Raw genomic sequence first — 25,596 nt, 5'->3', positions numbered from 1 at the left:
CTGGCGCCCCCGCCCTCCGGTGCGCTTAGCTGTAGCCATAACCATCCCGAGCGGCCGAGAGACCTGGATCGACGACGCCGCAGCAACCCTCCCCGTGTAGCAACGGGGAACGGTGCTACTGCCAGGACCGATGGAGAAGCTACACGCTTTCGTTGGTCTGCCCTTCCGTGCTCCGGCACGCCCGGGGCGACTACTGGCTGACCTGTATCACCCTCCATCGGGCGATGATTCAGGAGCCACGCGTGAGAACAGCAAGCCCCAGCACTCCCCGTCCACCCCGCACCCTCGCCCTGCTCGCCGTCGCGGCGGGCCTGGTGCTCACCACGAGCGGCTGCGGAGGATCAGCAGCCGCGAGCGAGGACGACACCTTCGTCTTCGCCACCGGCAAGGACATCTCCTGCCTCGACCCCCACGTCAACGGGGACATGCCGCAGGCGTCCATCGCGGCGAACTACCTCGACTCCCTCGTGTCCCAGGACAGCGAAGGGGCCATCCACCCGTGGCTCGCCACGGACTGGTCCGTGTCCGACGACGGCCTCAGCTACACCTTCACGGTGCGCGACGACGTCTGGTTCACCGACGGGACGAAGCTCACCGCGGAGGCGGTTAAGGCCAACCTCGACCACATGATCGACCCCGACACGCAGTCCGGCACGGCCGGCGGCTACCTCAAGCCCTACGTGGGCACCGAGGTCGTGGACGAGACCACCGCCGTCGTCACCCTCAACCGCCCCTACGCCGCGTTCCTCGAGGTGCTCGCCCAGCCGTTCCTCGGCATCGAATCGCCCGAGGCGCTCAAACGGCCGCAGGCCGAGAACTGCAACGCCCCCGTGGGTACCGGGCCGTACAAGATCGTCGACTACGTTCCGCAGTCCAAGGTCAGCCTGGTGCGCAACGAGGACTACAACTCCGCTCCGCCGTATGCGCAGCACGAGGGGCCGGCGCACATCGAGAAGATCGAGTGGCGCATCGTCCCCGAGGACTCCACCCGCTACGGCCTCCTGCGGGCGGGCCAGGTGGACGCCCTCGACCTCATGCCGTCGGTGCACTTCGGCGAGGCCGAGGCGGACCCGAACGTCGAACTGATCCTGCAGGACCGGCCCGGCAACCCGACCAACCTGATCCTCAACACCACCCGGGCACCGTTCGACGACGTGGACGTGCGCAAGGCCTTCCTGCACAGCGCCTACGTCGATGCGGGCATCAACAGCGTGTACTTCGGCACCGTCACCCGGGCCGGCGGCCCCTTGAGTTCCACCACGGGCTTCTACTCCCCCGACTTCGAGCACGTTTACGACCCGGATCCCGACGAGGCGGCCCGCCTGCTCGATGAGGCGGGCTGGACCGAGCGCGACGACGAGGGCTACCGCGTGAAGGACGGCGAGCGCCTGACCGTGCACTTCCCCTACACGCCCGGCGCGTGGCCCACCGCGCACCAGGCGCTCGTCACGCAGATCCAGGCGACGGCGAAGAAGGCCGGCTTCGAGGTGCTGATCGAGAACGGCGACGGCGCGACCGTCAGCGAGCTCGGCAACAACTTCGCGTACGACCTTCGCGCCGACTACTGGAACACCAACACCGCGGACGTGCTGCGGATCGTCTTCTCCTCGGAGTACACCGAATCGGCGGGCTTCGTCCCGAACGGCTCGGGCTTCCGCAACCCCGAGCTCGACGGCATCCTCAACGACGCCCTGGCCACGGACGATCCCGCCGAGCGTGAGCGCCTCTACTACGAGGCGCAGCAGATCGTGAGCGACAACGCCCTGCAGCTGCCGCTCTACAACCAGGCCAGCCAGGTGGCCCTGCGGAGCGACCGCTACGGCAACCTCACCCTCGAACCGAGCCTGTCCCTCCCCTACCTCTACGACGTCACGGCGGTGGATTCAGAATGAGCACCTCTTCCCTCGATTCCCTCAGCGCAGCACCCCGCACGACGGCGACGGCCGGTACCGCCGGCAAGGTCATCGCGAAGCGTGCGGCCGGCAGCCTCTTCGTCCTCTGGGCGGCCGTGACCCTCACGTTCTTCGTCCTCCGCCTCACGCCCGGTGACCCGATCACCGCGATCCTCGGCGGGGCGGGATCCTCGCCGTCACCCGAGACCGTCGCCGCCGTGCGGGCAGAGTACGGGCTCGACCAGCCCGTCCTCGTCCAGTACCTCTCCTACCTCGGCAACCTCCTCACCGGCGACTTCGGGGTGTCCTACATCTTCAAGGTCCCCGTCCTGGAGATCATCGGCCCACAGATCCTGCCCACGCTGCAGCTGGCCGGGCTCGCCCTCGTGTTCGCCTGGGTGATCGCCCTGGCGTTCACCCTCCTGACGGTGGGCCGCGGGCGTGTGCTCGACGGCGCCGGGCGTGCTGTCGAGGTGTTCTTCGCCTCCCTCCCCCAGTTCTGGGTGGGCATCATGCTGGCCGTGGTCTTCGCGGTGACCCTCGGCTGGTTCCCGGTCGCGGGCAACGACGGCTTCCGGTCGCTCGTCCTGCCGGCACTCTCCCTGGCGGTCCCGCTCGCCGGGTTCATCGCCCAGGTCACGCGGTCCTCCTTCGAGGACGCCCTCGCCCAGCCCTTCGTCCTGAGCGCCCGTGCCCGCGGCCTCAGCGACACCGCCGTCCGGATCACCCACGCCCTGCGCCACGCGATCCTCCCCGGCCTGACGCTCTCCGCCTGGGCCGTCGGCTCGCTCGTCAGCTCGGCCGTCGTCGCCGAGATCATCTTCGCCCGACCCGGCCTCGGCCGGTCCCTCGTCGACGCCATCGTGAACCGCGACCTGCCCATCACCCTCGCCGTGGTGTTTCTCATCGCCGCGGTCTACATCCTCGTGAACCTCGTGGTGGACGTCCTCTACCGCGTGGTCGACCCCCGCACGAACCCGAAGGGATCCGCAGCATGAGCCTCACCCTCGACCCCACCACGACGGCGGAGGGCGGCAGCGCAGCTCCCTCGTCACCGGCCCCTGCTCCCTCCCGTGCCGGACGCCTCGTCCGCAACACGCCCATCGGCGTCTGGATCGCCGCCGCGCTCCTCGCCTTCCTGGTGCTCGCTGCCATCGCGCCGTCGGTCTTCCTGCGGCAGGACCCCTTCGAGATCGACCCCGCCAACGCCTTCCAGTCACCCGATGGCCTCCATCTGTTCGGCACGGACCAGAACGGCCGTGATGTCTTCTCCCGCGTGATCGCCGGCACGGGCCAGTCCCTGCTGCTCGGCCTCGCCGCCACCGCCATCGGGCTGATCCTCGGCGGCGCCCTCGGCATCACCGCCGGTGTATCCGGCAGGTGGCTGGACTCGGCGATCTGCCGTTTCGTGGAGATCCTGTTCGCCTTCCCGGGCCTGCTCCTCGCCCTGATCGTCATCGCGGTGTCCGGCACCGGCGTCGTCACCGCCGCCATCGCCGTCGGGGTCGGTTCGGCCCCTGGTTATGCAAGGATGCTCCGCACCCAGACCCTGCAGGTGGTCGCGGCCCCGTATGTGGAAACAGCCCTCGCGCTCGGCCGCTCGACGTCGCACATCCTCTGGCACACGATCGTCCCCAACGTCGCACGGCCCCTCTTCGTCCTCGTGACGCTCGGGATCGGCCAGGCCATCGTCTGGGCCTCGTCGCTGAGTTTCCTCGGCCTCGGCGCCCAGCCGCCCGCCGCCGAGTGGGGCGCCATGCTCGCCGACGGACGCAACTACCTCCAGGTCGCCTGGTGGATCGCGGCCTTCCCCGGCATCTTCATCACCCTCGCCGCACTGACCACCACCGTGGTGGGCCACCACCTGCAGCGCCGACTCGAAGCAGAGGTCTGACCATGACGAACACCACCGGAACCAACCCCGTGCAGCAGCCCCTGCTCGCCATCGACAACCTCAACGTCTCCTTCAGCACCCCGCGCGGCGTCGTCGACGTCGTCCGCGACGTCTCGCTGGCCCTCGCACCCGGCAAGGCGCTCGCCCTGGTGGGTGAATCCGGCTCCGGCAAGACCGTCACGGCCCGCACGCTCGTGGGCCTCAACGCCTCCAACGCCCGAGTGTCCGCCGGCCGCCTCGACGTCCTCGGCAACGACGCGACCCGCCTGTCGGAACGGCAGTGGAGGAGACTGCGCGGCAAGGACATCGGCTACGTGCTGCAGGACGCGCTCGTGTCCCTCGATCCCCTGCGCACCGTCGGCCAGGAGATCGACGAGGCCCTCCGCGCCCACGGTATCCGCGGCCGGGCGGAGCGGCAGGAGCGGGTGTACGCCGCCCTGCGCGACGCAGGGATCCCCGATCCCGAGGTCCGTGCGCGGCAGCGCTCCGGCGAACTGTCCGGCGGCCTCCGCCAGCGTGCGCTGATCGCCCAGGCCACGGTGCTCGATCCGCAGCTCGTGATCGCCGACGAGCCCACCACGGCCCTCGACGCCACGGTGCAGGCCCAGATCCTCGAGCTGCTGGCCGGCCTGAAGGAGCAGGGCCGCGGGCTCATCTTCATCTCGCACGACCTCGCCGTCGTCAGCCACCTCGCCGACGAGATCGCCGTCATGCAGCACGGGCGCATCGTCGAATCAGGGCGGGCCGACGAGGTCCTGGGCAACCCGCGCCACGAGTACACGCGCCAGCTGATCGACGCCGTGCCCTCCGCGGCGGGCAAGGGCACCCGGCTCTCGGCTGTCCCGCGGGTCTCCGTGACCTCGCGGCCCACGCGGCTCTCGGCCTTCTCCGAGGACGCGCCGGCGCTGGCGGCCCGCAACCTCGTGAAGACCTACGCCTCCCCGGACGGCACGCGCCGCACGGTGGTCGACGACGTCTCCTTCACGCTCGCGGCAGGAAAGACGCTCGGCATCGTCGGCGAATCGGGATCGGGGAAGTCGACGACGGCGCGCATCGCACTCGGCCTCACCGAGCCCGACGCCGGGACGGTCACCCTCGGGGGGCTGCCCTGGGTAGGAGGTGCGGCGCCCGCCGCCGGGCGGTCCGAGGGCGAGCGATCCGGGGGCGAGCGGTACGGGGCCGGGACCGGCACCTCGAGGGCCGCGCTCACGGAGGCGGATTCCACCGAGGACGGTGGTTCCGACCGTGGCCGCTCCGGCTTCCGCCGACGCGGCGCGACCCGCACCGGCGGTCCGACCGCCGTCACGGAGGATCTCCGCCGTCCGCACCGGCCCGACATCCAGCTCGTCAACCAGGATCCGCTGAGTTCCTTCGATCCCCGTTTCAGCGTCGGCCGGGTCATCACCGACGCCCTGGACGCCGGCTCCGTCGGCGCGCCGGGCGAGCGGCGGGACCGTGCAGCGGAACTCCTCGGTCAGGTGGGCCTGCCGCTCGACCTTCTCGAGCGGCGGCCGCTCACCCTCTCGGGCGGGCAGCGCCAGCGCGTCGCGATCGCCCGTGCCCTCGCGCTCCAGCCCCGTGTCCTGCTGCTCGACGAGCCCGTCTCAGCTCTCGACGTCTCGATCCAGGCGCAGGTCCTCGACCTCCTCGCGGACCTCCAGGAGCAGCTCGGGCTGAGCTATCTGTTCATCAGCCACGACCTCGGCGTCATCCACCACGTCAGCGACGATGTCCTGGTCCTCAAGGACGGCCGCGTGATCGAGTCGGGCAGTGCCGAGGCGATCTTCACCGCTCCGACCACGGGCTACACGCGGGCGCTGCTCGACGCCGTGCCGGACATGCCCGAGCGCCGGCCCGCCGTCGTCCCCGGTGCCACCCCGTCCGCACACAACCCGGCAGGAGCCGACCGATGACCGCCGAGACCGTCACCGCACCCGTCACCTACGGAGGGCTCGCACAACGTTTCCGTCCGCTGTTCGAGGAGATTGCCGCCGGCGCCGCCGAGCGCGAGGACGAGCGGATCCTGCTGCACCGCCAGGTGCGCCAGCTCGCCGATGCCGGCTTCACCGCGCTGCGCGTACCCGTCGAGCTCGGCGGTGGCGGCATCAGCGCCCCGCAGTTCTTCCGGCTGCTCATCGAGCTCGCCGCCGCGGAGTCCAATCTCGCGCAGGCCCTCCGGTCCCACATCGCGTTCGTCGAGGACCGGCTCTACGCGAACGACTCCGTCTGGCTGCGTCGCGTCGCCGAAGGAGCGGTGCTGGGCAACGCGTGGACCGAGACGGGACCCGTCGCCGTCGGTGGTGTCAGCACCACCATCACGCGCGACGGCGACGACTACCGCGTCGACGGCACCAAGTACTACACGACAGGCAGCCTCTACGCCGACTGGATCCAGACGGGTGCGCGCACGGACGACGGCGTGGACGTGATCGCCCTCGTGCGGCGGGATGCGACCGGCGTCGAGGTGGTCGATGACTGGGACGGGTTCGGCCAGCGCCTGACCGCGAGCGGCACATCCGTGTTCCGGAACGTCCTCGTGCCGGCCGAGGACGTTCTCGTCGAGGCGGACCACCCGCCGTACGACACGGGGGTCTACCAGCTCATCCATGTCGCGACGCTGGCGGGAATCGCCCGCGCAGCCGTCCGGGACGTCGCTGCGGAGGTGCGCGGGAGGACCCGCACCTTCAGCCACGGGAACGGCACGAGACCCAGCGAGGACATCCAGGTGCAGCAGGTGGTCGGTGAGGTGTCGGCGCTCGCCTTCGCGTCGGAGGCTGCTGCACTCCGGGTGGCCGAGCTGGTGCAGGAAGCCTGCGAGGCCCACCTCGACCTTTCGCGCGACGAGGCGGACGCCGCCGCAGTAGCGGTGGAATTCGCGTCCTCGCAGGCGCAGATCGTGGTGACGGAGCAGGTCCAGCGTGCCGCGTCGACGATCTTCAATGCTCTCGGCGCATCGTCGACCCGCAAGGGCCTCCAGCTCGACCGGCACTGGCGCAACGCCCGCACCATCTCGTCGCACAACCCCGTGATCTACAAGTCGCGCATCGTCGGCGACTGGGAGATCAACGGGACGGTGCCGGAGTTCGTGTGGCGGGCGGGCGACGCCCCGGGGACGACGTCGGCGGGCGACGCCCCGGGGACGACGTCGGCGGGCGCCTAGGGCACACGACGGCGCCTGCCCCTCGGCAGGCGCCGCGACGCAACGCGCGGTCTGGACCTAGAAGCGACGCGCGTTGGCGAGGACGGGCAGCTTGCCGCGGGCGTCGTCGACCTCCGCCGGGTCGATGTCGACGAACTCGAGTGCCGGCTCGGGGCCGAACTCCACGAGGACACGGCCGAGCGGGGAGACCACGGCGCTGTGCCCCACTCCCGTCGGGGCCGTCCCGGTCAGCGGCACACCGCTGCTGGCGGGGTCGGCCTGGCCGCACGCCACCACGAAGGTGGTGCTGTCCAGGGCTCGTGCCCGGGCCAGCAGCGACCACTGGTCGATCTTGCCCTCCCCGGCGCCCCAGGAGGCGCACACGATGTTCACCCGGGCGCCTTCCGCTGCCGTCGCGGTGAACAGAGCGGGGAAGCGGATGTCGTAGCAGGTCGCGAGGCCCACCGTGACGTCGTCGAGCGTGAAGACCACGGGCCGGGTGCCCGGCTCCACGCTCTCCGATTCCCGGTACCCGAAGGCGTCGAACAGGTGCACCTTGTCGTAGCTGGTGTCGACGCCGGGCCCGACGGCGAGCAGCGTGTTGCGGACACGTCCCTCGCTGCCGGGCGTGAACATCCCGGCGACCACCACGATCTTCAGGCGCTCGGCGATCGTCCGGACCTGCGACGCCCACGGCCCGTCCAGGGGCTCGACGACGGCGGAGAGGTCGTTGCCGAAGGCGCACATTGTCGCTTCGGGGAAGACCACGAGGTCGGCTCCGCCCTCCGCTGCCTCGCCGGCGAGTTGCTCGACGAGTGCGAGGTTCGCCACCGGATCGGATCCACTGGTCATCTGTGCGACGGCTACGCGCATGGGGAGCTCCTTTTCGTTGTATACCTAATGTATGGGAAGAACAGTCGGCGCAGCGGTCTCGGGTCGCGACAGGGCGTACTCGTACCTGCGGGAGAACGTCCTCACGGACGGATCGATGCAGGGCCGGTTCCTGAACGAGCAGGAGCTGGCGGAGCGGATCGGTGTCTCGCGCACTCCCGTCCGGGAGGCATTCCTCCTCCTGGTCGCCGATGGCCTCGTCGAGCTCATCCCGCAGCGCGGAGCCTACATCCCCATTGTGACGGCCCGACAGATCTCGGACCTGATGGACCTCCGCGGCGTCCTCGAGAGTCACGCCGCGCGGGTGACGATCGGGACCGGTTCCCCACCCGTCGCAGGTATGCAGGACATCCTCGGCCAGCAGGCCGCCCTTCCCGAACCGCTCACCGGCGCATCGGTGAAGGAGTTCATCCGGCTCGACGCCCTGTTCCATCAGCACCTCGTGGACGCCGTGGGGAATGAGCTCATGTCGCAGACCTACCGGAAGCTGCAAGTCCGCCAGGTCCTCGTCGGCGTCGAAGCGCTGATCAAGGTGGACGGCCGGCGCCGGCAGGTCTGCGACGAGCACCAACGCATCATCGACGCCCTCGCGGAGGGCGACGCCGAGGCCGCCATCCACGACCACCTCGCCGTGACGCGCAACATCCTGCTGCGCACCTAGGACTGTCCGGGTACGCCGCTCCGCGCGCCGGCGCGGAGCGGCACGCACGTCAGACCTTCGAGCCCTCGAGCAGCAGGCGGTACTCGTCGTCCTCGGTGGCGTGCGGATTGCGTCCGAGCGACAGGCCGATCAGCGTGACGATCCCCGCGACCGCGACGTAGACGGCGACCGGCACCCAGCTGTCGAAGTTGCTCAGCAGGACCGTGAACATCAGGGGTGCGATGGCGCCGCCGATCACGCCGGCGAAGGTGTAGGCGAGGGAGCTGCCCGTCGCGCGGAGGCGGGGCGAGAACTGCTCGACGATGAATGCCGCCTGCGGCCCGTACATGAACGAGTGGCAGGCGAGACCCAGGACGATCCCGATGATGAGCAGCAGCTGGTTGTCGCCGTCCAGCAGCGCGAAGAACGTGAAGGTCCACAGCGCCCCGAGGATGGCTGCGATCCCGTACACCAGGCGTCGGTTGACGCGGTCGGACACCGCACCGGCCAGTGGGATCAGGAAGAGCTGGAAGCCCGAGCCGATGAGCACCGCGGTGAGTACCTCGTTGCGTTCGAACCCGAGCACCTGGATGCCGTAGGTGAGGGTGAACACGGTGAACAGCGCGTAGAGCACGTCCGGCCCCACCCGGGAGAGGATCGCTGCGATCAGTGGGCGGAGTTCGTTGGCGAAGACCTCCTTGATGGGTGCGGCAGGCCGTTCCCCGTGCGCCTCGATGGCCTTGAAGATCGGGGTGTCCTCCAGCCTCAACCGGATCCACAGGCCGAACCCGACGAGGAGCGCGGACGCGAGGAAGGCGATGCGCCAGCCGAAGTCGAGGAACTGCTCCTCCGAGAGCAGCACCGTCAGGAGTGCGAGGGCGCCGTTGGCGAGCAGGTTGCCGGCCGGCGGGCCGACCTGGGCCGCGGAGGCCCAGAAGCCGCGCTTCTTCGGATCCCCGTACTCGCTGGACAGCAGCACGGCACCGCCCCATTCGCCGCCGACGCCGACGCCCTGCGCGAAGCGGAGGAGCACCAGGATGATCGGAGCTGCGATGCCGATGCTGGCGTAGCCCGGCAGGACGCCGATCAGGACCGTCGCTATGCCGATGATCATGAGGGTGATGACCAGGATCTTCTTGCGTCCGATCCTGTCGCCGAGCCGTCCGAAGACGATCCCGCCCACCGGCCGCGAGATGTAACCGACGGCGTAGGTGGAGAACGCGAGGATGGTCCCGGTCAGCGGATCGGAGGCCGGGAAGAAGATGATCGGGAAGACCACTGCTGCCGCCGCCGAGTAGACGGCGAAGTCGTACCACTCCAGGGCGGTGCCGGTGAGGCTGGCGGCGAAGGCCTTGTAGAGGCCGGGCGGACGAGGGGGCGTACCGGCGTCGGGCGCGCCTGCGCCTGCCGATCCAGGACTGTGTGCCATCGAGATTCTCCAGACTAGAGGTGATGCCCGCCACACCGGCGATAAATGTATACATTACGCATACATGTTGTAGATTAGCGACCACTTCGGTTTCCGGAATGTAAAAGCTTGTTCGCCCCGACGGAAGGAACCACCATGACCACCCTCTCTTTCGAGCTGCCGGACGGCACCCTGCAGGACGTCGAGGTGACCCGGCTGCTCAATGCGGGCTATGCGGGACGCGAGCAGGACGAGGTGCAGGCGCACATCGCCGAACTGGCCGAGCTCGGCGTTCCGGGTCCGACGACGACGCCCGCGCTCTACCCCGTCTCCCCCTACCTGGCGCAGCAGACGCGGGAGGTGAGCGTGCAGCACGGCAAGACCTCCGGTGAAGCGGAGTGGGCCCTCGTCATCACCGACGACGGCGTCCTCCTCACCGTCGCATGCGACCACACCGACCGAGCCCTCGAGGTCCACGGCGTGGCCTGGAGCAAGAACGCGAGCCCGGACGTACTGGGACGTACCGCGTGGCGGCTCGACGACGTCCGCGACCACCTCGACGACATCACCCTGCGTGCCTGGGTACGCACCGAGTCCGGCGAGGAGCTCATCCAGGACAGCTCGCTCGGTGCGCTGCTGTCACCCGACTACTGGCTCGAGGTCCTGGCGGACATGGGCTTGCGCGACTCCGGGACGGTCCTCATCTCGGGCACCGTCCCCATGATCCACGGGATCGACCAGTTCGCCGCGGCCTGGCGCGTCGAGATGGCCGATCCGGTCACCGGCCTCACCATCGGCGTGGACTACGACGTCGTGCCGATGCCCGAGCCCATCGGCTAGGCCGGCCGGACGCAGCGGCGGCGCCCGGGCTCTCCAGATTTAGAGGGTGGGTGCTTGGGCGAGGCTCGGGCGGGGCTCGGGCTCCGTTGGATTCGGCGATTGTTCGCTCGGGCGGGCGCTCAGGCTCCATCAGGTGCGGCAGGCGAATGCCCGGACAGGAGCTCAGGCTCCGCCGGGTCCGGCGATTGTTCGCTCGGGCGGGAGCTCAGGCTCGGCCGGGGCTCAGGCTCCGCCGGATTCGGCGATTGTTCGCTCGGGCGGGAGCTCAGGCTCCATTAGGTGCGGCAGGCGAATGCCCGGACAGGAGCTCAGGCTCCGCCGGATCCGACGAGTGTTCGCTCCGGCGGGGGCTCGGACGGGAGGCCAAGCTCCGCGAATCCGGCTATTGCTCCTCGGGCCCCGCCGGATTTGTCGGGTGCCGCATCTCCTCATAGGAGACGGAGCACCAACAAGATCTATGTGGATAACGCGGGTCGACCATTCCTCCACAATCGCTCCCAGCCACCATGAATAGTACGCACGTTCGATAAAATTGGGGTATGGCCATCGCCCCGATCGAGCACTTTGCGCGGACCCCCCGTCCGGCGGACTCGGCCTGCGCAGCGCTCACCGACTGGGCCCGTGACCTGGACCTACACGACCGGGTCTTGTCCGGGCCGGAAGCGCTGCAGGTCATCATCGACGTCGAGCACGCCTCACGGGTCGTGGACCATCTGCAGATCCTTGCCGCCCGCCTGGCAGGTGAACACTACGCCGCAGCCGCGGAGTTCGAATCCCACCCCTCGTCCCACCCCTCGTCCGGGACGGCGTCCCTGCTGGCGCGTGCGGACCAGGCCGTCCGGATGGATACCGGCTCTCCCCCGTGGGCCGATACGCCCCCCTCGGATGCCCGCTCCTTCGACACGACGTCGCCGGGTGACGCTTCGTCCGTGGCCGAGTCGGCCCGTGAAGCTTTGCCCACCACCGCGTCCTCCGGTGCAGCGTCGCTTTCCGGTGCAGCGCCGGTCGGCTCGAGGGGTGCCGGGTGGGCTGCGATCATGGACGGTGGGTTCCGCAATTGCGCGGACTTCCTGCGCGCGACCCTCGGGATCAGCCGCGCCGAAGCCCGACGCCGGCTCTGGTTGGCCGAGGTACTGCTTCCCGGGATCTCCCCGACCGGAGCGCCACTGCCACCCCGTCGGGAGACCGTGGGCGCCGCCACAGGTGCGTGCCTGGTCAGCGCCGGGGCCGCCACGATCGTCTGCCAGGCACTGCAGCGGGTGGAATCGTTCGCAGCACCCCACCAGCTCGACGCGATGGAACACCACCTCACCCAGCAGGCCATCGAATCCGACGAGGACATCCTCCGCGTCCTGGCACGCCGCTGGGAGGACACGCTCGACCAGGACGGATCAGAACCCTCGGACAAAGTACTGCACGCACGCCAGGGCGTCTTCCTCAAAGGCCGACGCCACGGACTGCACGTGCTCGAGATCGGCGCCACGGACGAACAATACGAACACCTCTCCACCGTCATGAACACCACCACCAATCCGCGGGTGCTCCAGGGCCAGAGCGGTGACGCAGGAGTCACCGGATCTACCGGTGCAGCGGACGGCACATGTGCCGGAGGCAGACCTGGCCCGAATGCCAGTCCAGCCTCCGATCCTGGTGCCGATTCCGGCTCGGATCACGGCTCGGATCCTGGTGCCGGTTTGCACGGTCGTCTCGGCGGACCGACGAGGGCCCAGGCACTTCTCGATGGGCTCGTCACGGCCTGCAAGATCGCCCTCACCACCACGGGACTCCCCGCGACCGGCGGACACCGTGCTCAGGTCATGGTCACCATCGACTACAAAGACCTGATCGGCGACCTCCAGCACGTAAATCGCCCAGGCCATGCCGGTGATTCAGGCCATGCCGGTGATTCAAGCCATGCCGGTGATTCAAGCCATGCCGGTGATTCAAGCCATGCCGGTGATTCAAGTCAGGCCGGTGATTCAAGTCAGGCCGGTCACGCAGGTCATGCGGGTCAGATCAGTCAGGCCGGTCACGCAGGTCATTCGGGTCGTGTTGGTCGTGCGGGCCATATCGGTCATGCCGGTTATGGAGTGTTCAGCGAACAAATCAGCGCCAGGACCATCAGGACATTGGCGTGCGATGCCGACCTCATCCCTCTCGTCCTGGGGAGCAGTGGCCAGGTCCTCGACATCGGACGAGCTCAACGGCTCTTTCCACCCCACCTTCGACGGGCCCTGGTCGCCCGGGACAAGGGCTGCGCCTTCCCGGACTGCACCATACCCGCCAGCTGGTGCGAAGCACACCACATCACGCCGTGGTCCCGTGGCGGAGAGACCAATATCAACAACGGCGTCCTGCTGTGCACCCGGCACCACCACGTCATCCACCAGGGCCTCTGGACCGTCGAACCGCGCAACGGCATCCCCTGGTTCCACGCCCCTGGCAACCCCGGCCGGGCGGGCACGCCCCGACAGAACACCTACCGGCAAGCCGGAAGAATGCTTTACGACAAGCGACCGGACCAGACAATCAGCTAAACCCACACCGACCCGGACCCGCGGCGCTGAATCACCGGCCCAACACGGCGGCACTGACCCAGCAGTACTGGGCAGCGGTATTGAACAGCACAGGAATACCCTGCGGACGGCGCGCTTACCCCGCGGGCCGTCCGCATAGTGCCGGCACAGCCCTAGAGAGCAGCCTCGATGGCGTCCGCGATCGGCGTCTCGCCGCTGTTGAACTGGATGGTCTTGTCCACCGTGCCGAGGTTGCCGAGGACGACTGCGGCAACATGCGCAACGTCCTCACGCGGCACTGAGTCCTGTTGTGGCTTGTCCGAGACCTCGATCTTCCCCGTACCAGGATCAGTGGTGAGGGCACCGGGGCCGAGGATCGTCCAGGCGAGTTCGGAGTTGCGCAGGTGCTCGTCCGCAGCAGCCTTCGCCTCCGCATAGTGGAAGAACCCGTTGTCCTCGGGCACACCGTGATCCTTGCTCGCGCCGAGGTAGGACACCATGACGTACCGTCCGACCGAGGCTTCCTGTGCTGCATCCATCGAGCGGATCGCTGCATCCCGGTCCACGGCGTACGTGGCCTCGGGGCTGCTGCCACCGGCACCAGCAGACCACACGACGGCGTCGTGCCCGCGGAAGACGTCGGCCATCTGCGCCACCGACAGCTCGGACACGTCGGCCACCACGGGCGTGCCGCCCGCCTGCTCGACGTCGGAAGCATGGTCCTGGGTGCGGAAGATCGAACTGACCTGATGGCCCTGGCCCGTGAGGATCTTCGTGAGGTGCAGCGCTACTTTTCCGTGCCCACCGATGATGGCTACGCGTGACATGGGAACTCCTTCTGGTCGTCGGATGTCTTGGTTCCGACGCTAGTCCCCGGTCGTGGGGGCTGGCCACCCATACGAAGGTGTTCAGCCCCCAGCGCACGCCTATTCCCGGCTGCCGCCTGAGATGCCGGGCAGATGCCGGCCCAGCTTGTACTCAGTCGAAGAACGAACCCCGACGGCGCGGTTACGCGGTGCGTCAGGGACGGACGGGCTGAAGGCGGAAGCTCGCGCCGCGGTGCTCCTCAGGCAACCGGTCGCCCTTGCCGAACAGCTTCTGGCGCAGCGTCCCCTCGGCATATTCCGTCGGATACGCTCCGCGCTTCTGCAGCTCCGGGACCACATGCGTGATGACGTCCTCGAAGGATCCGGGTGTGATCGCGTATGCGAGGTTGAATCCGTCCACGTCGGTCTCCTCCACCCACGCCTGGAGCTCGTCGGCGACCTGCTTGCCCGATCCCACGATCCGCGGGCCCAGTCCACCGATTCCCGCCCACTCGGCGATGTCCCGCACGGTCCACGGTGCGCCGTCGTCGTTCACCTTCTGGAAGGTGGCCACAGCGGAGTGGATGGCGTTCGACTTCACGGCGCCAAGAGGTTCGTCGGGGCCGTAGACGGACAGGTCCACACCGAACCAGCCGGAGACGAGCACGAGCGCTCCCTCGTAGCTGACGTACTTCTGGTATTCGGCGTGCTTCGCCTGGGCCTTCTCCTCCGTCTCGTCCGTGATCACGGTGAGCAGCGTGTAGATCCGCACCGAGTAGCGGTCGCGACCCTCGGCCTCGACGGCGTCGCGGATCTTCTTCACCACGTCCTTCAGGATCTCCTTGGTCGGTGCACCCACGAAGACCGCCTCGGCGTTGCCCGCCGCGAAGGCGATCCCTCGCGAGGACGCTCCGGCCTGGAAGATGACGGGGGTGCGCTGCGGCGAGGGCTCGCTGAGGTGGATGCCCGGGACGGTGAAGTAGGTGCCGTCGTGGTTGATGTCGTGCACCTTGGCCGGGTCCGTGAAGACACCGGTTTCGCGGTCACGCACGACGGCGTCGTCCTCCCAGGATCCCTCGAGCAGCTTGTAGAGGACCTCGAGGTATTCATCCGCGTGGTTGTAGCGCTCGTCGTGCTCGAGCTGGTCCTCGTTGCCCATGTTGCGCGCAGCGGAGGGCAGGTAGCCGGTCACCACGTTCCAGCCGACCCTGCCGTTGGTGAGGTGGTCCAGTGTGGAGAGCCTGCGCGCGAACGGATACGGGTGCTCGTAGGCGGTGCCGGCGGTGACGCCGAACCCGAGGTGTTCGGTAACGAGTGCCATGGCGGACACGAGCAGGAACGGATCGTTGACCGGGGTCTGCGTACCCTGCCGCAGGGTCGCTTCGTTGGATCCGCCATAGACGTCGTAGGTGCCCAGGACGTCGGCGATGAAGATGCCGTCGAACAGGCCCTTCTCCAGCGTCTTCGCCAGATCGGCCCAGTAGCGCAGGTCCTTGTAGCGCCACGACTGGTCCTCCGGATGGCGCCAGAGACCGGGTGACTGGTGGCCCACGCAGTTCATGTCGAAGGCGTTGAAGCGGATACGGCGCGGTGATGCGGGCATGGAGGTCCTCACGTCGGGGCACTGCCGTGGGGAAGCGCCATACTTGCCCGGCTGGTGCAGCCCGGGCCGAATCCTCACCTGGGGCACCCCACTACAGCGAGAGGGTTGCCGTCCAACAAACCAGGGTTTTGCGTTGGAACTCTTGATTCTGCTGACGAGCGTAGAGGCCCGCCTGCATCACCGTCCAGACGCACCTGTCACAGAGCGTCACGATCAGCATGCCTTCCCTGGCGCACGGTGGAACCCGGCGCCGGAACCGTGCGTCGTCGTTTCATCAGGGTGGGCCTCGCACAGCCGTCCTCGGTCCCGGATCGCGGTCCCTGGCTCGACGCTCGAAACCCGCGATTCCACGCAGCGCGATGTCAGCGCAGGTAGGACGCCCCGTTGGCATCCACGACGGTGCCGCTGACCCACAGCGGCGCATCGGTGGCGAGCCAGGCCACGGCCTGCGCCACCTCCTCCGCGGCCGCCACGCGATCGAACGGACTCTGGGCACGCACGGCATCTCCCCCGGGGCCGTCGAGCACGGTCCGTCCCATGTCCGTCTCGACGAAGCCGGGCGCCACCGCTGCAGCGAGGATGCCGTGCGGCGCGAGCGCGACGGCGAGGGACTGCGTCATCGAGTGCAGGGCCGCCTTGCTCGCACCGTAGGCCGGCGTGGCGGGCTCACCACGGTAGGCGCCTCGAGATCCGACACTGATGAGCCGTCCGCCGTTCGGCCCCGACTGCCGGTCCAGCAGCCGGCGCGCCACCAGCCAGGCCAGGTTCGCCGGCCCCACCAGATTGACGTCGAGCGTCCGGCGCCATGCTCGCTGCCAGTCCTCGAAGGACACCGTGTCGACAGGATGTGCCTCGAAGATGCCCGCATTGTTCACGAGCACATCGATTCCGCCGAGGTCCCGGGTGGCAGCATCGACGAGCTGCCGGCATGCCTGGGGATCAGCGACGTCCCCGATCGCGACGGCGTGTCCCGTACCCGGCAACGCCTCCCGGACGGCCTCGGCGGCCTGCAGATCGCGACCGGCGTGCACGCATACGCGATGTCCCCTGCCGGCGAGCTCGTGCGCGATCGCCGCACCGATACCGCGACTTGCTCCCGTCACCAGAATGCTCAGTGTCATGAACGAGACGCTACCCGCTGCCTAGGGGCCCGGAACGAGAACCATACCGTGGACGCGCAGCCGACTTCGGGGGTGCACCTTGCTACGCTGACACACCATTGCCCCTGTTCCTCCGGTAAGGACCACGATGGACCCATTCAGCGCCCACCTCGACAAGGGGATCCTGTGGCTGCGGTGGAGGCGCGGTGTCGAGATCACCCATCCTCACGCTGTCGCCGCCGCTCGCGCCCTGGCCGAGTTCCACGGCCCGGCAACACTGCCGCTCCTGGTGCACATGCACGGCATCACCGGCATCACCCCCGAGGCACGCGTCGGCATGGCCGCCTACCGCGGCTTCTCGAGAGTGGCACTCGTGGGTGAGGACGCCGTCGACGAGGTGATGTCCGGCTTCTCCCACCGCTCCCCCACCGACACGCGCTTCTTCACCTCCGAGGCGGACGCGGTGGCCTGGCTGCTCAACGGGAGCTCCGTCCGGCAGGGTCTCACGCCGGCCCCACGCGACTAGGACACGTCGGGCGCGCAGCGCCACGGCACGCCGGCCCCACGCGACCAGGACACGACGGGCGCGCAGCGCCACGGCACGCCGGCCCCACGCGACCAGGACACGACGGGCGCGCAGCGCCACGGCACGACGACGCACCGGATCCACGGCACGACGGCGTCCGGATCCGTCGCAGGACATCCTTCCCACATCGCGGAACGGCAGCCATGGACAGCGGTGTCGCGCGCGTGCTGCGCCGGGCGGCACAACGCACCCCTGGGCGTTGACCGCCCTGCAGGCCGGGTGCCACAGTGACAAACATGAGTACCGGAAACAACGAGATCCAGGTCAGCAACGACGAGGACGAGAGCCGCTACACGGCGAGCCTCGACGGGGAACCGGCGGGCGTCGCCGTCTACGAACGCTCCGGCGACACCATCGTCTTCACGCACACCGTCGTGGACGAGGACGTCGAGGGCCACGGAGTGGGCAGCACCCTGGTCCGGTACGCGCTCGACGACGCCCGCATCCAGCACCTCACGGTGGTGCCGAGGTGCGAGTTCGTCGCGGCCTTCATCGCCGACCATCCCGAGTACCAGGACCTCGTCGGCTGACCCCCCGGAGCTTCCGTCCGTCCCGGCGTGCGCAGGCGGGTTCTCCCGGACTAGGCCGCACCTCGGACCTCATGGCCCAGCGCCACATCGATCAGCACCTCGGCCGCCTGCCGCGCCTGGACCGCCGCGTCGACGGTGCCGGCGATCGCCGCCGTCGTCTGTGCGCCTTCGGCGAGGATCGACAGTTGTGGTCCGAGGTAGGGCGGTGCGCCCGCGTCCTCGGCCAGCTTCCCCACGTACTCCTGGAACGACTCCTTGTGCTGCCGTGCGTAATCGGCGACGTCAGGACTCACGGCGCCGAGTTCGGCGAAGCTGTTCACGAAGCCGCAGCCCCGGAAGGAGTCCTCGCCGAACCACTGCGCGAGATAGTCGAAGATCGCGAGCAGGCGGGCGCGCGGCGTCGGAGCCTGCCGCACCTTCGCGTCCAGCCCTTCGGCCCAGGACCGGTGCCGGCGCTCGAGGACGGCCATGACGATGCTCCCCTTGGAGGGGAACTCCTGGTAGAGCTTCTTGAGCGAGACACCCGCCGCCGCACGCAGTTCGTCCATGCCGACGGCCTGGATCCCCCGCGCGTTGTAGAGCTCGTCGGCGCTCGCCACGATCCGTGTGCGGGCCTCGAAAATATTCATGAAGCCATTCTACTTGAATGGAGAACGATCGTTCTATACGATGTGATCACCGAGAGAGAACGAACGTTCTCTCCGCTCGAGACAAGGACCAGGAACATGGGCTTCATCAAGGTCGGCACCGAGAACACCACGGACATCGAGCTCTACTACGAGGACCACGGCACGGGCCAGCCCGTCGTCCTGATCCACGGCTATCCCCTCGACGGCGGCTCGTGGGAGAAGCAGACCGCCGCCCTCCTGACCGCCGGATACCGCGTCATCACGTACGACCGCCGCGGCTTCGGGAAGTCGAGCAAGCCCACCACCGGCTACGACTACGACACGTTCGCAGCCGATCTCAACACCGTGCTCGAGACGCTCGACCTGCACGACGCCGTCCTCGTCGGCTTCTCGATGGGGACCGGGGAGGTCGGTCGCTACATCGGCACCTATGGGGAGTCGAGGGTCGCGAAGGCGGTCTTCCTCGCCTCGCTCGAACCGTTCCTCCTCCAGACCGACGACAACCCGACCGGTGTCCCTTCGACCGTCTTCGACGGCATCCGCAGCGCGGCCATCGAGGACCGCTACGCCTGGTTCACGAACTTCTACGACGACTTCTTCAACACCGACAACTTCCTCGGCAACCGCCTCAGCGAGGAAGCACTGCGCAACGCGTGGAACGTCGCCTCGGGGTCGTCCTGGTACGCGTCGTTCGCCGTCGTCGACTCCTGGCTCACCGACTTCCGCTCCGACGTCGAGAAGGTCACCGTGCCTGCGCTGATCGTGCACGGCACCGATGACCGCATCCTGCCGATCGACGCGACGGGGCGCGAATTCACCAAGCGCCTCCCCTCCGCCGAGTACGTCGAGATCGAGGATGCACCGCACGGCATGCTCTGGACCCACGGCGCCGAGATCAACGAGGTCCTGCTCCGCTTCCTCGCCAAGTAACCCCACGGCACTGCGGGCGCCGGGCCTCGGACCGGCGCCCGCAGTGTCTCCGGACGCCGATTGTGGAACGGTTCCGCGCGACCCCGTCGATCGGGCGAATCGGGGTCAGCGGAGCTCGGCGGCCTGCCGCCGGAGGTGGGCATGGAGTCCGCCATATGCGTCGACGGCGGGGAAGAGCGCCTTGGGTGCCTTCACGACGACGCTGTAGTTGGCGTCGACCGCGTTGGCGATCGGGGCGAGCGCGGTCTGCGTCAGGAGCTGGTAGGCGTCGAGGTGGTGCAGCCCGAAGAGGTCGCCGAACCACCGCACCATCTCGAGTTGGCCGATACGCCACGAATCCTCCATGGGGCGGGAGGACCCGACGGCCATCCAGTGGTAGTCGGTTTCGAGCCGCGGCCAGGACGGCGCACCGCCCTTGATGAGTTCCACGATGATCGTCGAGTGCATGGCGCCCTCGACGGCGGTGCCGCAGGCCTCCCCCTCGCCCTGGCGATAGTGTCCGTCGCCGATGGAGAACAGCGCACCCTCGACATTTACACCGAGGTAGACCGTGGTGCCGGGCTTGACGTCCGGCACGTCCATGTTGCCGCCGAACCGCTCCGGTACGAGCGAGGAGCGCACCTCACCCCCGGGCGGCGCGACGCCGACGGTGCCGAGCATCGGCTCGAGCGGGAGCGCCACCTCGAAGTCCCCGAGCCGCGACTGGAAGCCGACCGTCCGGCGCTCGGTGTCCACCTGGTAGATCCACGTGATGTCCGGCAACGGCTCCTGCAGGGTGGCGGTGCGGTCGGTACTGGTCAGCCCTCCGAAGAACGGGATGGTGGCCGAGGCACCGTACGAGCGGGCCGGCGTGAGGTCCACGATGTGCAGCGCGAGGGTGTCACCGGGTTCGGCGCCCTCCACGTGGAACGGGCCGGTCTGCGGATTGATGAAGTTGAGGTCCACCTTCTCGCCGGACACGTCGTCGACAGAGGTCAGCGCATTGTTGAAGGCGTCCTCGGACCACAGTCGGAGTGCGGTGCCGGGCCGGACGGTCAGCACGGGTGCGCTGCCACCGAACGTATACACGAGCTGGTCCCGCCGAGGGTGGTACTCGATGATCTCCATGACCGGATGCTACGGGGCGGCCCCTGCCCGGACAAGGGCCGGGACCACCCCACGGCCGGCCGGGTCACCTCGCGACGGAGAGGGAGGAGAGCAAGTCGTCGAGGCGCTCGTAGCCTTCGTTGACGCCGGTCTCCATGCCGCTGCTGATCATCGCGTCACGCGCCTCCACAGCGAGGAACACGGAACGCCCGGAGCATCTCGTCCGCCCGTCGCCGAGGTCCTCGAACGTCATGCTCTCGAGGCTGACATGGTGCGGCGCGCCGTCGAACTCGAACGTCTGGATGATCCGTTCCGGCGCGATCACGGTGTGGAAGATGCCGCGGAAGCCGTAGGCGTTGCCTTCACCGTCGCGATGTGTGTAGGCATAGATGCCGCCTGTCACGGCGTCGAAGTCCACGATCTCCGTGGTGATGCGGTGCGGGCCGAGCCACTGCCGCACGAGGTCCGGCTCGGTGAACGCCCGGAAGACGAGGTCCCGCGGGGCGTCGAACTCGCGGACGATGTCGACGAACGGCTGGTCCGGTTGCGCGGCGATGGAGGTTGGATTGCTCATGATCGTTCCTTGCTGTGCTGGTCCTTCAGGGTCGAGAGGACGCCGTCGAGCCGTCGGTACTGCCGCTCGGCCTCCAGGCGATAGGTGTCGATCCAGCCCGTCAGCGCTTCGAGTGCGGCCGGATCGAGGTGGCAGGGACGGCGTTGGCCGTCCCGCGTGCGGGTGATGAGGCCGGCCTGCTCGAGCACCTGGATGTGCTTCGAGACGGCCTGCTTGGTGATCGCGAACGGCTCCGCCAGTTCGTTGACGGTGGCGGAACTGCGCGACAGTCGCGCGATGATGGCCCTTCGGGCCGGATCCGCGAGCGCCGAGAAGGCGGCATCGAGGGTGTCGTCCTCCATGATCCACCTCCTCGTTGATCAACCATCTAGTTGATTACACCAGTGTAGGACCGGGCCCTGCCGTCCACAAGGCTTCTGCTGCCGGAGGATGCCGTCGTCATCACCCGCCCGGACGGCCTGCCGGGTGCAGCTCCTACAGAGCCGGCGGGACAGTCGCGGCACCCCTGCGGACCGGCGCCGGAACGGCGAGCGCCAGGTCCTGCGTGATCGGCGTGGAGCGGAAGCCCCTGGTGATCAGCCACAGGCCCAGGGAGAACTCCCAGAGCGCGAGCAGGAGTGCGCCGAGCCCGGACAGCAGGGACACCGGCCCCCAGAGCCCGAACAGCAGCCCTGCCACGGACGCCACCAGCAGCGGTGCTCCGAGGAATCCGAGTACCGGGAGGATGCGGGGCACGAGCCTCGAACGGTACATCAGCGACCCCAGCAGCAGGGCGTTCACGGCCGGCAGGAAACCCTGTCCGAGGGCTGTGGTCCAAGTGTGGAGGGCGAGCAAGGCCTGGCCTGTGACCAGCGCGTCGTCTCCCGCCCCGGCCTGCCGGAGGCTGACGATGGCGAGGAGCGCGACGACGCCGGCGAAGATCGTCGCGGCCTCCAGTACCCGCACGGCGACGAACCCGAGCGCGACCCCTTCGTTCTGCCGCCTGATTACCGGGTACAGGGCGACGCCTGTGCCGATGCAGGCGAGGGCGACGATGATCTCGAGGACGCCGCCGACGATCACGGAGGTGTCCGGGCCGGGGCCGGCGATGTAGCCGGGGTCCGATCGCACCGGGCCGTAGAGGGCGAGCGTCGGGATCGAGACGAACGTGATCAGATAGAGCACCCCCGCGGTGAGCGAGGTCTTGCGCAGGGAGCTCAGTGGCGCTCGTCGCGCAGTTGTTCCGGGCTGGTGGGTGGTCATGGCGTGTTCTCCTGAGTCGGTTGTCCGGGTGGGGTGGAGGCGTCGGCCTGGGAAGCCGACCCCGCGGACCGGATCCGGACGACGGACACCAGCGGCAACCCGGTGTCGCGTACTTTCCGGAGCAGGCCGTGCAGGCCGGCCTGGTCGGTCGGCGGACTGCGGAGGACGGCGGTGCCGTCGTCCTCGTTGGTCAGCGCGACGACGTCGAACCAGGCGATCCAGCGGGGGGCCAGATGCCCGGCGAGCCGGATCTCGAAGCATCCGGAGCCGTCGTGCCGTCCCGTGGATTCCTCGCTCATGGCATTCCCTCCGCATCGTGTGACCGGACCGGCCTCGGCATGGTCCGTCGTCCTTCTCGAACGGTAGGGGGAGACCTGATGAGCGCGCGTCACCACATGTGGTGAGAGCCGTGATGATTTCCTCGTCGCCGCGTGGGCCGGAGGCGCGTGGCAGCGCCCGCGTAGGCCGGAGGCGCGTGGGCCGGAGGCGCATGGGCAGCGCCCGCGTGGGCCGCGCCAACGTGGGCGGGGCCGGCTAGCGGCCGGTGGAGTGCACGATCAGGTCGAGCTCTCTCGCCCGGCGGACCGCTGCACGGCGATTGGTCACGCCCAGCTTGGTGTAGATGTGCCGTGTGTGGGTCCGCAGGGTATTCAGGGACACCATGAGTTCCCGGGCGATGTCCGGACCGTCGAGGTCCGTTCCGAGCAGCCGGAGGACCTCCAGTTCCCGATCGCTCAGGGGTTCGATCAACCCCGGGTTCCCGGGGGCGGCCTGGTCGACGTCGTCCCCGCTCGCGAGCAGGCGGCGGAGCTGGACCAACGACGGCTGCTGCTTCGCGGCAGCCCTGAGCAGGGAGGCCATCGGGGCGCCCTCGTCGAGGAAGACCCGGACGTGACCCTCCGGCCCGGCCAGCGTCAGGGCCCGCTGCAGTGGTGCGAGCGCGGCGGCAAGGTCACCCCGCAGGTGCTCCGCGGATGCCTGCAGCACGAGGATCTCGATGATGCTGCCGGTCCGCCCACCATCCTCCGCCGCGTCGAGGAGCCGCCCCAGCAGTCGGGTGGCCTCGTCGAGGGGGTGTACCGAGCCCTCCGCCGTGGATCGGGCCAGCAGTACCCGGGCGAGGGTGATGTGCTCGAACTCGCGGATGTAGCTGAGCTCGTCGTCCGGCGACAGACCGCGGTCCCGCGCCCACCCGAGCGCATCGCCCACCCGTCCCTGCGCTACCCGGATCCGCGCCTTGAGCGCCGCGACCGGCCGCACGTCGGGGAAGTAGTCGCCAACGTAGAGCCGCTCCGCCGTGTCGAGCAGGTCGAACGCGCCGGCGAGGTCTCCTTCCGCTTCCCGGATCCGTGCCATCGCGACGCGGCGGCGGTACAGGTTCTGCGGCAGCTCGCTGCCGGCGCCCAGCTCCTGGCTGCGCGCCAGGTGCCGGGCCGCTCCCTGCAGGTCGCCGCGCTCCCGGCAGATCCCGCTCAGGCCCACGTGCATGTCGGCGGTTCCACGGAGCACCGGGTCACGCCCGGTGGCAGCGTTCGCCAGGGCCTGTTCGTAGGTGCGCATCGCGTCGTCGAGGCGACCCTGGGCGAGCCGGATGTCCGCCAGCGCGATCGCGCATCCGAAGGTGTCCGCGACATGGCCGGCGCGGTACAGGCCGGCCATGCTGTCCGCGTACACGCCGTGGGCCGCCTCGAGCTGCCCGGTCCCCCAGTAGGCGAGTCCCAGCAATCCGCGTGCGGCGGCACGGCTCAGGTGGTCGTCCGTCGGCGCGAGGTCGAGCGCATGCCGGGCATGCCCGATCGTCCCGGCGATGTCGCCTACACCGAGTGCCAGCGCCGCACGGTACACCGCGATCGTCTCCGGGAGGCGGCGGAACTGCTCGGGATCGACGACGACCATCGCGGGCCCGCCGTCGGCCGCGGCAGTGGCCGACGGATCCAGCCGGCGCTCGACGTCCTGCAGCCGGGCCTCAACTCCCCCGATCTCACCACCGACGAGCAGCGCACCGGCCAGGCCCACGCCGAGCACCGGCCTGCAGCGGACCACGTCGTCGGGAAGCACCGTCGACCAGGCGCGCAGCAGGGCCTCCTGCCGGTCCTGCCGGATCGCGGGGACCGCCCGTTCGATCAGGTCCGCGGCCCGTTCGACATCTCCGGCTGCCAGGGCATGGCGGATCGCGTCGGCCGCCGCCCCGTTCTGCTCGTACCAGGTACTCGCCCGCCGATGCAGGCCCGGGAGCTCCTCACCGCGCTCCTCGACAAGGCGCGCCTGCAGGACATCCGCGAAGAGCTGGTGATAGCGGTACGACTGGCGGTGGTTGTCCAGCGGCACCAGGAACAGGTTCGCCCGTTCCAGCGCGGCCAGGCGGAGCCTGCCGTCGTCCTGCCCCGTGACGGCGTCGCACAGAGGTCCGTTCAGCCGTTCCAGGACGGAGGTCCGGAGCAGGAAGTCCCGGACGTCGTCGGGTTGGTTCTGCAGGACCTCCTCGGTCAGGAAATCGACGATGTAGCGGTCGTCCCCGGCGAAATCGGCGATGAACGCGGTGGGGTCCTCCCGGCCCTGCATCGACAGTGCGGCGAGCTGGAGTGCCGCGACCCACCCCTCGGTACGGGCTCCCAGGGCTGCCACGTCCTCGACGCCCAACCCGAGGCCCATGGACCCGTTGAGGTACGACGCGGCCTCGCTCCCGGTGAAGCGGAGGTCGGCGGCGCGGAGCTCGAGCAGCTCGCCCCGTGCCCGCAGCCTCGCCAGGGGCAGCACCGGATCGGCCCGCCCGCCGAGGACGAGGTGCACGTGCGGAGGCAGGTGGGCCACCAGGAAGGCGATGCCCTCCTGGATCTCCCGGGCCTCGATGACGTGGTAGTCGTCGAGGACCAGGACGACGTCACCGGAGACGGCGCGGAGGTCGTTGAGGAGGGTGCCCAGCACGACGTCGGTGGGTGGCTGCGCCGATCCGAGCAGCGAGAGCGCGACGGCGCCGACGCCGCTGGATGCCGTCTCCAGCGCAGTGACGAGGTAGGTCCAGAACCGTGCGGGATCGTTGTCGCCCTGGTCGAGCGAGAGCCACGCCGTCGACCAGCCGGCGGCGGCGAGGGACTCGAGCCAGCCGGCCAGCAGCGTCGTCTTGCCGAACCCTGCCGGAGCCGACACGAGCGTGAGCGTGCACTCCGTGCCACGCTCCAGGAGCCCGTCTACCCTCGGACGCTCCGTCACGCCGCGACGTCGGAGGGGGACGCGCAGCTTGGCGTCGAGAAGCGGTCCCGCCATGGTCGTGTTCCTTCCCCGAGGATTCC

23 protein-coding genes and 2 riboswitches are annotated in these 25,596 nt (G+C 69.1%); of the genes, 11 read left to right on the top strand and 12 right to left on the bottom strand.

What is annotated here, in order from left to right; translation table 11 throughout:
* Positions 1–38: 38 nt before the first annotated feature.
* Positions 39–137, top strand: a riboswitch (SAM riboswitch).
* A 105-nt stretch (positions 138–242) separates the two neighbouring features.
* From ACX80U_RS03560 to ACX80U_RS03540, 5 genes are read left to right on the top strand one after another with little or no spacing between them, the layout of a single operon-like run.
* The gene (locus ACX80U_RS03560) at positions 243–1,892 is read left to right on the top strand and encodes an ABC transporter substrate-binding protein (RefSeq protein WP_244185963.1); all 1,650 of its coding nucleotides are present in this window, start codon (positions 243–245) and stop codon (positions 1,890–1,892) included.
* Positions 1,889–2,890, top strand: coding sequence for an ABC transporter permease subunit (locus tag ACX80U_RS03555; protein ID WP_133082819.1), 1,002 nt, complete (start codon positions 1,889–1,891; stop codon positions 2,888–2,890). The genes ACX80U_RS03560 and ACX80U_RS03555 overlap by 4 nt, the downstream gene beginning before the upstream one ends.
* Positions 2,887–3,786: an ABC transporter permease gene (locus ACX80U_RS03550; protein WP_459267434.1), complete on the top strand. Its 900-nt coding sequence runs from the start codon at positions 2,887–2,889 to the stop codon at positions 3,784–3,786. Before ACX80U_RS03555 ends, ACX80U_RS03550 begins: the two co-directional genes overlap by 4 nt.
* 2 nt (positions 3,787–3,788) lie before the next feature.
* Entirely contained in the window at positions 3,789–5,699 is a 1,911-nt protein-coding gene (locus ACX80U_RS03545; protein ID WP_208739548.1) for a dipeptide ABC transporter ATP-binding protein, read from the top strand.
* Positions 5,696–6,946 (top strand): acyl-CoA dehydrogenase family protein, encoded by a 1,251-nt coding sequence (locus ACX80U_RS03540; RefSeq protein WP_459267433.1) that lies wholly within the window; start codon positions 5,696–5,698, stop codon positions 6,944–6,946. Before ACX80U_RS03545 ends, ACX80U_RS03540 begins: the two co-directional genes overlap by 4 nt.
* A 57-nt stretch (positions 6,947–7,003) precedes the next feature.
* Here ACX80U_RS03540 and ACX80U_RS03535 read toward each other — a convergent pair whose 3' ends face one another.
* Positions 7,004–7,798 carry a carbon-nitrogen hydrolase family protein gene (locus ACX80U_RS03535; RefSeq protein WP_208739226.1) on the bottom strand — a complete coding sequence of 265 codons (795 nt, stop codon included), beginning with the start codon at positions 7,796–7,798 and terminating at the stop codon, positions 7,004–7,006.
* Between the two features lie 31 nt (positions 7,799–7,829).
* Here ACX80U_RS03535 and ACX80U_RS03530 point away from each other — a divergent pair, with 31 nt between their 5' ends.
* Positions 7,830–8,477: a GntR family transcriptional regulator gene (locus ACX80U_RS03530; RefSeq protein ID WP_133082827.1), complete on the top strand. Its 648-nt coding sequence runs from the start codon at positions 7,830–7,832 to the stop codon at positions 8,475–8,477.
* 49 nt (positions 8,478–8,526) lie between these two features.
* On the opposite strand, the gene ACX80U_RS03525 is transcribed toward ACX80U_RS03530, so the two are convergent.
* Complete coding sequence (locus ACX80U_RS03525) at positions 8,527–9,885, bottom strand: MFS transporter (RefSeq protein ID WP_133082829.1); 1,359 nt, start codon at positions 9,883–9,885, stop codon at positions 8,527–8,529.
* Positions 9,886–10,020: 135 nt separating this feature from the next.
* Here ACX80U_RS03525 and ACX80U_RS03520 point away from each other — a divergent pair, with 135 nt between their 5' ends.
* Both ACX80U_RS03520 and ACX80U_RS03515 read left to right on the top strand, forming a co-directional pair.
* Positions 10,021–10,704: a DUF2848 domain-containing protein gene (locus ACX80U_RS03520; protein WP_459267432.1), complete on the top strand. Its 684-nt coding sequence runs from the start codon at positions 10,021–10,023 to the stop codon at positions 10,702–10,704.
* 539 nt (positions 10,705–11,243) lie between these two features.
* Positions 11,244–13,241: an HNH endonuclease gene (locus ACX80U_RS03515; RefSeq protein WP_459267431.1), complete on the top strand. Its 1,998-nt coding sequence runs from the start codon at positions 11,244–11,246 to the stop codon at positions 13,239–13,241.
* A 152-nt stretch (positions 13,242–13,393) separates the two neighbouring features.
* Here ACX80U_RS03515 and ACX80U_RS03510 read toward each other — a convergent pair whose 3' ends face one another.
* From ACX80U_RS03510 to ACX80U_RS03500, 3 genes are all read right to left on the bottom strand, one after another.
* A complete protein-coding gene (locus ACX80U_RS03510) occupies positions 13,394–14,047 on the bottom strand; it encodes an SDR family oxidoreductase (RefSeq protein ID WP_459267430.1) in 654 nt (217 codons plus the stop codon).
* Between the two features lie 193 nt (positions 14,048–14,240).
* Positions 14,241–15,629 carry an LLM class flavin-dependent oxidoreductase gene (locus tag ACX80U_RS03505; protein ID WP_208739223.1) on the bottom strand — a complete coding sequence of 463 codons (1,389 nt, stop codon included), beginning with the start codon at positions 15,627–15,629 and terminating at the stop codon, positions 14,241–14,243.
* Positions 15,630–15,663: 34 nt separating this feature from the next.
* Positions 15,664–15,777, bottom strand: a riboswitch (SAM riboswitch).
* 214 nt (positions 15,778–15,991) lie between these two features.
* Positions 15,992–16,750, bottom strand: a complete 759-nt coding sequence (locus ACX80U_RS03500; protein ID WP_459267429.1) for an SDR family NAD(P)-dependent oxidoreductase — start codon at positions 16,748–16,750, stop codon at positions 15,992–15,994.
* Between the two features lie 127 nt (positions 16,751–16,877).
* On the opposite strand from ACX80U_RS03500, the gene ACX80U_RS03495 reads away from it, so the two are divergent.
* Positions 16,878–17,255, top strand: a complete 378-nt coding sequence (locus ACX80U_RS03495; RefSeq protein ID WP_459267428.1) for a SpoIIAA family protein — start codon at positions 16,878–16,880, stop codon at positions 17,253–17,255.
* A gap of 296 nt (positions 17,256–17,551) precedes the next feature.
* A complete protein-coding gene (locus tag ACX80U_RS03490; protein ID WP_459267427.1) occupies positions 17,552–17,845 on the top strand; it encodes a GNAT family N-acetyltransferase in 294 nt (97 codons plus the stop codon).
* A 50-nt stretch (positions 17,846–17,895) separates the two neighbouring features.
* Here ACX80U_RS03490 and ACX80U_RS03485 read toward each other — a convergent pair whose 3' ends face one another.
* Positions 17,896–18,474 carry a TetR/AcrR family transcriptional regulator gene (locus ACX80U_RS03485; RefSeq protein ID WP_459267426.1) on the bottom strand — a complete coding sequence of 193 codons (579 nt, stop codon included), beginning with the start codon at positions 18,472–18,474 and terminating at the stop codon, positions 17,896–17,898.
* Between the two features lie 96 nt (positions 18,475–18,570).
* Here ACX80U_RS03485 and ACX80U_RS03480 point away from each other — a divergent pair, with 96 nt between their 5' ends.
* Positions 18,571–19,404 (top strand): alpha/beta fold hydrolase, encoded by an 834-nt coding sequence (locus tag ACX80U_RS03480; RefSeq protein WP_459267425.1) that lies wholly within the window; start codon positions 18,571–18,573, stop codon positions 19,402–19,404.
* Between the two features lie 105 nt (positions 19,405–19,509).
* Here ACX80U_RS03480 and ACX80U_RS03475 read toward each other — a convergent pair whose 3' ends face one another.
* From ACX80U_RS03475 to ACX80U_RS03450, 6 genes are all read right to left on the bottom strand, one after another.
* Positions 19,510–20,511: an acetamidase/formamidase family protein gene (locus ACX80U_RS03475; protein ID WP_459267424.1), complete on the bottom strand. Its 1,002-nt coding sequence runs from the start codon at positions 20,509–20,511 to the stop codon at positions 19,510–19,512.
* Positions 20,512–20,575: 64 nt separating this feature from the next.
* Entirely contained in the window at positions 20,576–21,064 is a 489-nt protein-coding gene (locus tag ACX80U_RS03470) for an SRPBCC family protein (RefSeq protein WP_459267423.1), read from the bottom strand.
* Positions 21,061–21,405 carry an ArsR/SmtB family transcription factor gene (locus ACX80U_RS03465; RefSeq protein WP_208739661.1) on the bottom strand — a complete coding sequence of 115 codons (345 nt, stop codon included), beginning with the start codon at positions 21,403–21,405 and terminating at the stop codon, positions 21,061–21,063. The genes ACX80U_RS03470 and ACX80U_RS03465 overlap by 4 nt, the downstream gene beginning before the upstream one ends.
* Positions 21,406–21,538: 133 nt before the next feature.
* Entirely contained in the window at positions 21,539–22,306 is a 768-nt protein-coding gene (locus tag ACX80U_RS03460; RefSeq protein WP_459267422.1) for a DUF4386 domain-containing protein, read from the bottom strand.
* The gene (locus ACX80U_RS03455) at positions 22,303–22,605 is read right to left on the bottom strand and encodes a hypothetical protein (protein ID WP_459267421.1); all 303 of its coding nucleotides are present in this window, start codon (positions 22,603–22,605) and stop codon (positions 22,303–22,305) included. The genes ACX80U_RS03460 and ACX80U_RS03455 overlap by 4 nt, the downstream gene beginning before the upstream one ends.
* A gap of 235 nt (positions 22,606–22,840) precedes the next feature.
* A complete protein-coding gene (locus ACX80U_RS03450) occupies positions 22,841–25,570 on the bottom strand; it encodes a LuxR C-terminal-related transcriptional regulator (protein WP_459267420.1) in 2,730 nt (909 codons plus the stop codon).
* Positions 25,571–25,596: the final 26 nt, after the last annotated feature.

This window comes from Arthrobacter sp. TmT3-37 (assembly GCF_054510835.1).
Note: the sequence above shows the minus strand (reverse complement) of the source record. Positions and strands in the feature narration are given on the sequence as shown.

Coding starts and splice junctions, on each gene's coding strand:
- ACX80U_RS03490 (WP_459267427.1), top strand. CDS start 17,552: ATGAGTACCGGAAACAACGAGATCCAGGTCAGCAACGACGAGGACGAG.
- ACX80U_RS03510 (WP_459267430.1), bottom strand. CDS start 14,047: ATGTCACGCGTAGCCATCATCGGTGGGCACGGAAAAGTAGCGCTGCAC.
- ACX80U_RS03525 (WP_133082829.1), bottom strand. CDS start 9,885: ATGGCACACAGTCCTGGATCGGCAGGCGCAGGCGCGCCCGACGCCGGT.
- ACX80U_RS03550 (WP_459267434.1), top strand. CDS start 2,887: ATGAGCCTCACCCTCGACCCCACCACGACGGCGGAGGGCGGCAGCGCA.
- ACX80U_RS03475 (WP_459267424.1), bottom strand. CDS start 20,511: ATGGAGATCATCGAGTACCACCCTCGGCGGGACCAGCTCGTGTATACG.
- ACX80U_RS03505 (WP_208739223.1), bottom strand. CDS start 15,629: ATGCCCGCATCACCGCGCCGTATCCGCTTCAACGCCTTCGACATGAAC.
- ACX80U_RS03555 (WP_133082819.1), top strand. CDS start 1,889: ATGAGCACCTCTTCCCTCGATTCCCTCAGCGCAGCACCCCGCACGACG.
- ACX80U_RS03535 (WP_208739226.1), bottom strand. CDS start 7,798: ATGCGCGTAGCCGTCGCACAGATGACCAGTGGATCCGATCCGGTGGCG.
- ACX80U_RS03495 (WP_459267428.1), top strand. CDS start 16,878: ATGGACCCATTCAGCGCCCACCTCGACAAGGGGATCCTGTGGCTGCGG.
- ACX80U_RS03480 (WP_459267425.1), top strand. CDS start 18,571: ATGGGCTTCATCAAGGTCGGCACCGAGAACACCACGGACATCGAGCTC.
- ACX80U_RS03450 (WP_459267420.1), bottom strand. CDS start 25,570: ATGGCGGGACCGCTTCTCGACGCCAAGCTGCGCGTCCCCCTCCGACGT.
- ACX80U_RS03520 (WP_459267432.1), top strand. CDS start 10,021: ATGACCACCCTCTCTTTCGAGCTGCCGGACGGCACCCTGCAGGACGTC.
- ACX80U_RS03470 (WP_459267423.1), bottom strand. CDS start 21,064: ATGAGCAATCCAACCTCCATCGCCGCGCAACCGGACCAGCCGTTCGTC.
- ACX80U_RS03455 (WP_459267421.1), bottom strand. CDS start 22,605: ATGAGCGAGGAATCCACGGGACGGCACGACGGCTCCGGATGCTTCGAG.
- ACX80U_RS03545 (WP_208739548.1), top strand. CDS start 3,789: ATGACGAACACCACCGGAACCAACCCCGTGCAGCAGCCCCTGCTCGCC.
- ACX80U_RS03460 (WP_459267422.1), bottom strand. CDS start 22,306: ATGACCACCCACCAGCCCGGAACAACTGCGCGACGAGCGCCACTGAGC.
- ACX80U_RS03515 (WP_459267431.1), top strand. CDS start 11,244: ATGGCCATCGCCCCGATCGAGCACTTTGCGCGGACCCCCCGTCCGGCG.
- ACX80U_RS03530 (WP_133082827.1), top strand. CDS start 7,830: ATGGGAAGAACAGTCGGCGCAGCGGTCTCGGGTCGCGACAGGGCGTAC.
- ACX80U_RS03485 (WP_459267426.1), bottom strand. CDS start 18,474: ATGAATATTTTCGAGGCCCGCACACGGATCGTGGCGAGCGCCGACGAG.
- ACX80U_RS03465 (WP_208739661.1), bottom strand. CDS start 21,405: ATGGAGGACGACACCCTCGATGCCGCCTTCTCGGCGCTCGCGGATCCG.
- ACX80U_RS03540 (WP_459267433.1), top strand. CDS start 5,696: ATGACCGCCGAGACCGTCACCGCACCCGTCACCTACGGAGGGCTCGCA.
- ACX80U_RS03500 (WP_459267429.1), bottom strand. CDS start 16,750: ATGACACTGAGCATTCTGGTGACGGGAGCAAGTCGCGGTATCGGTGCG.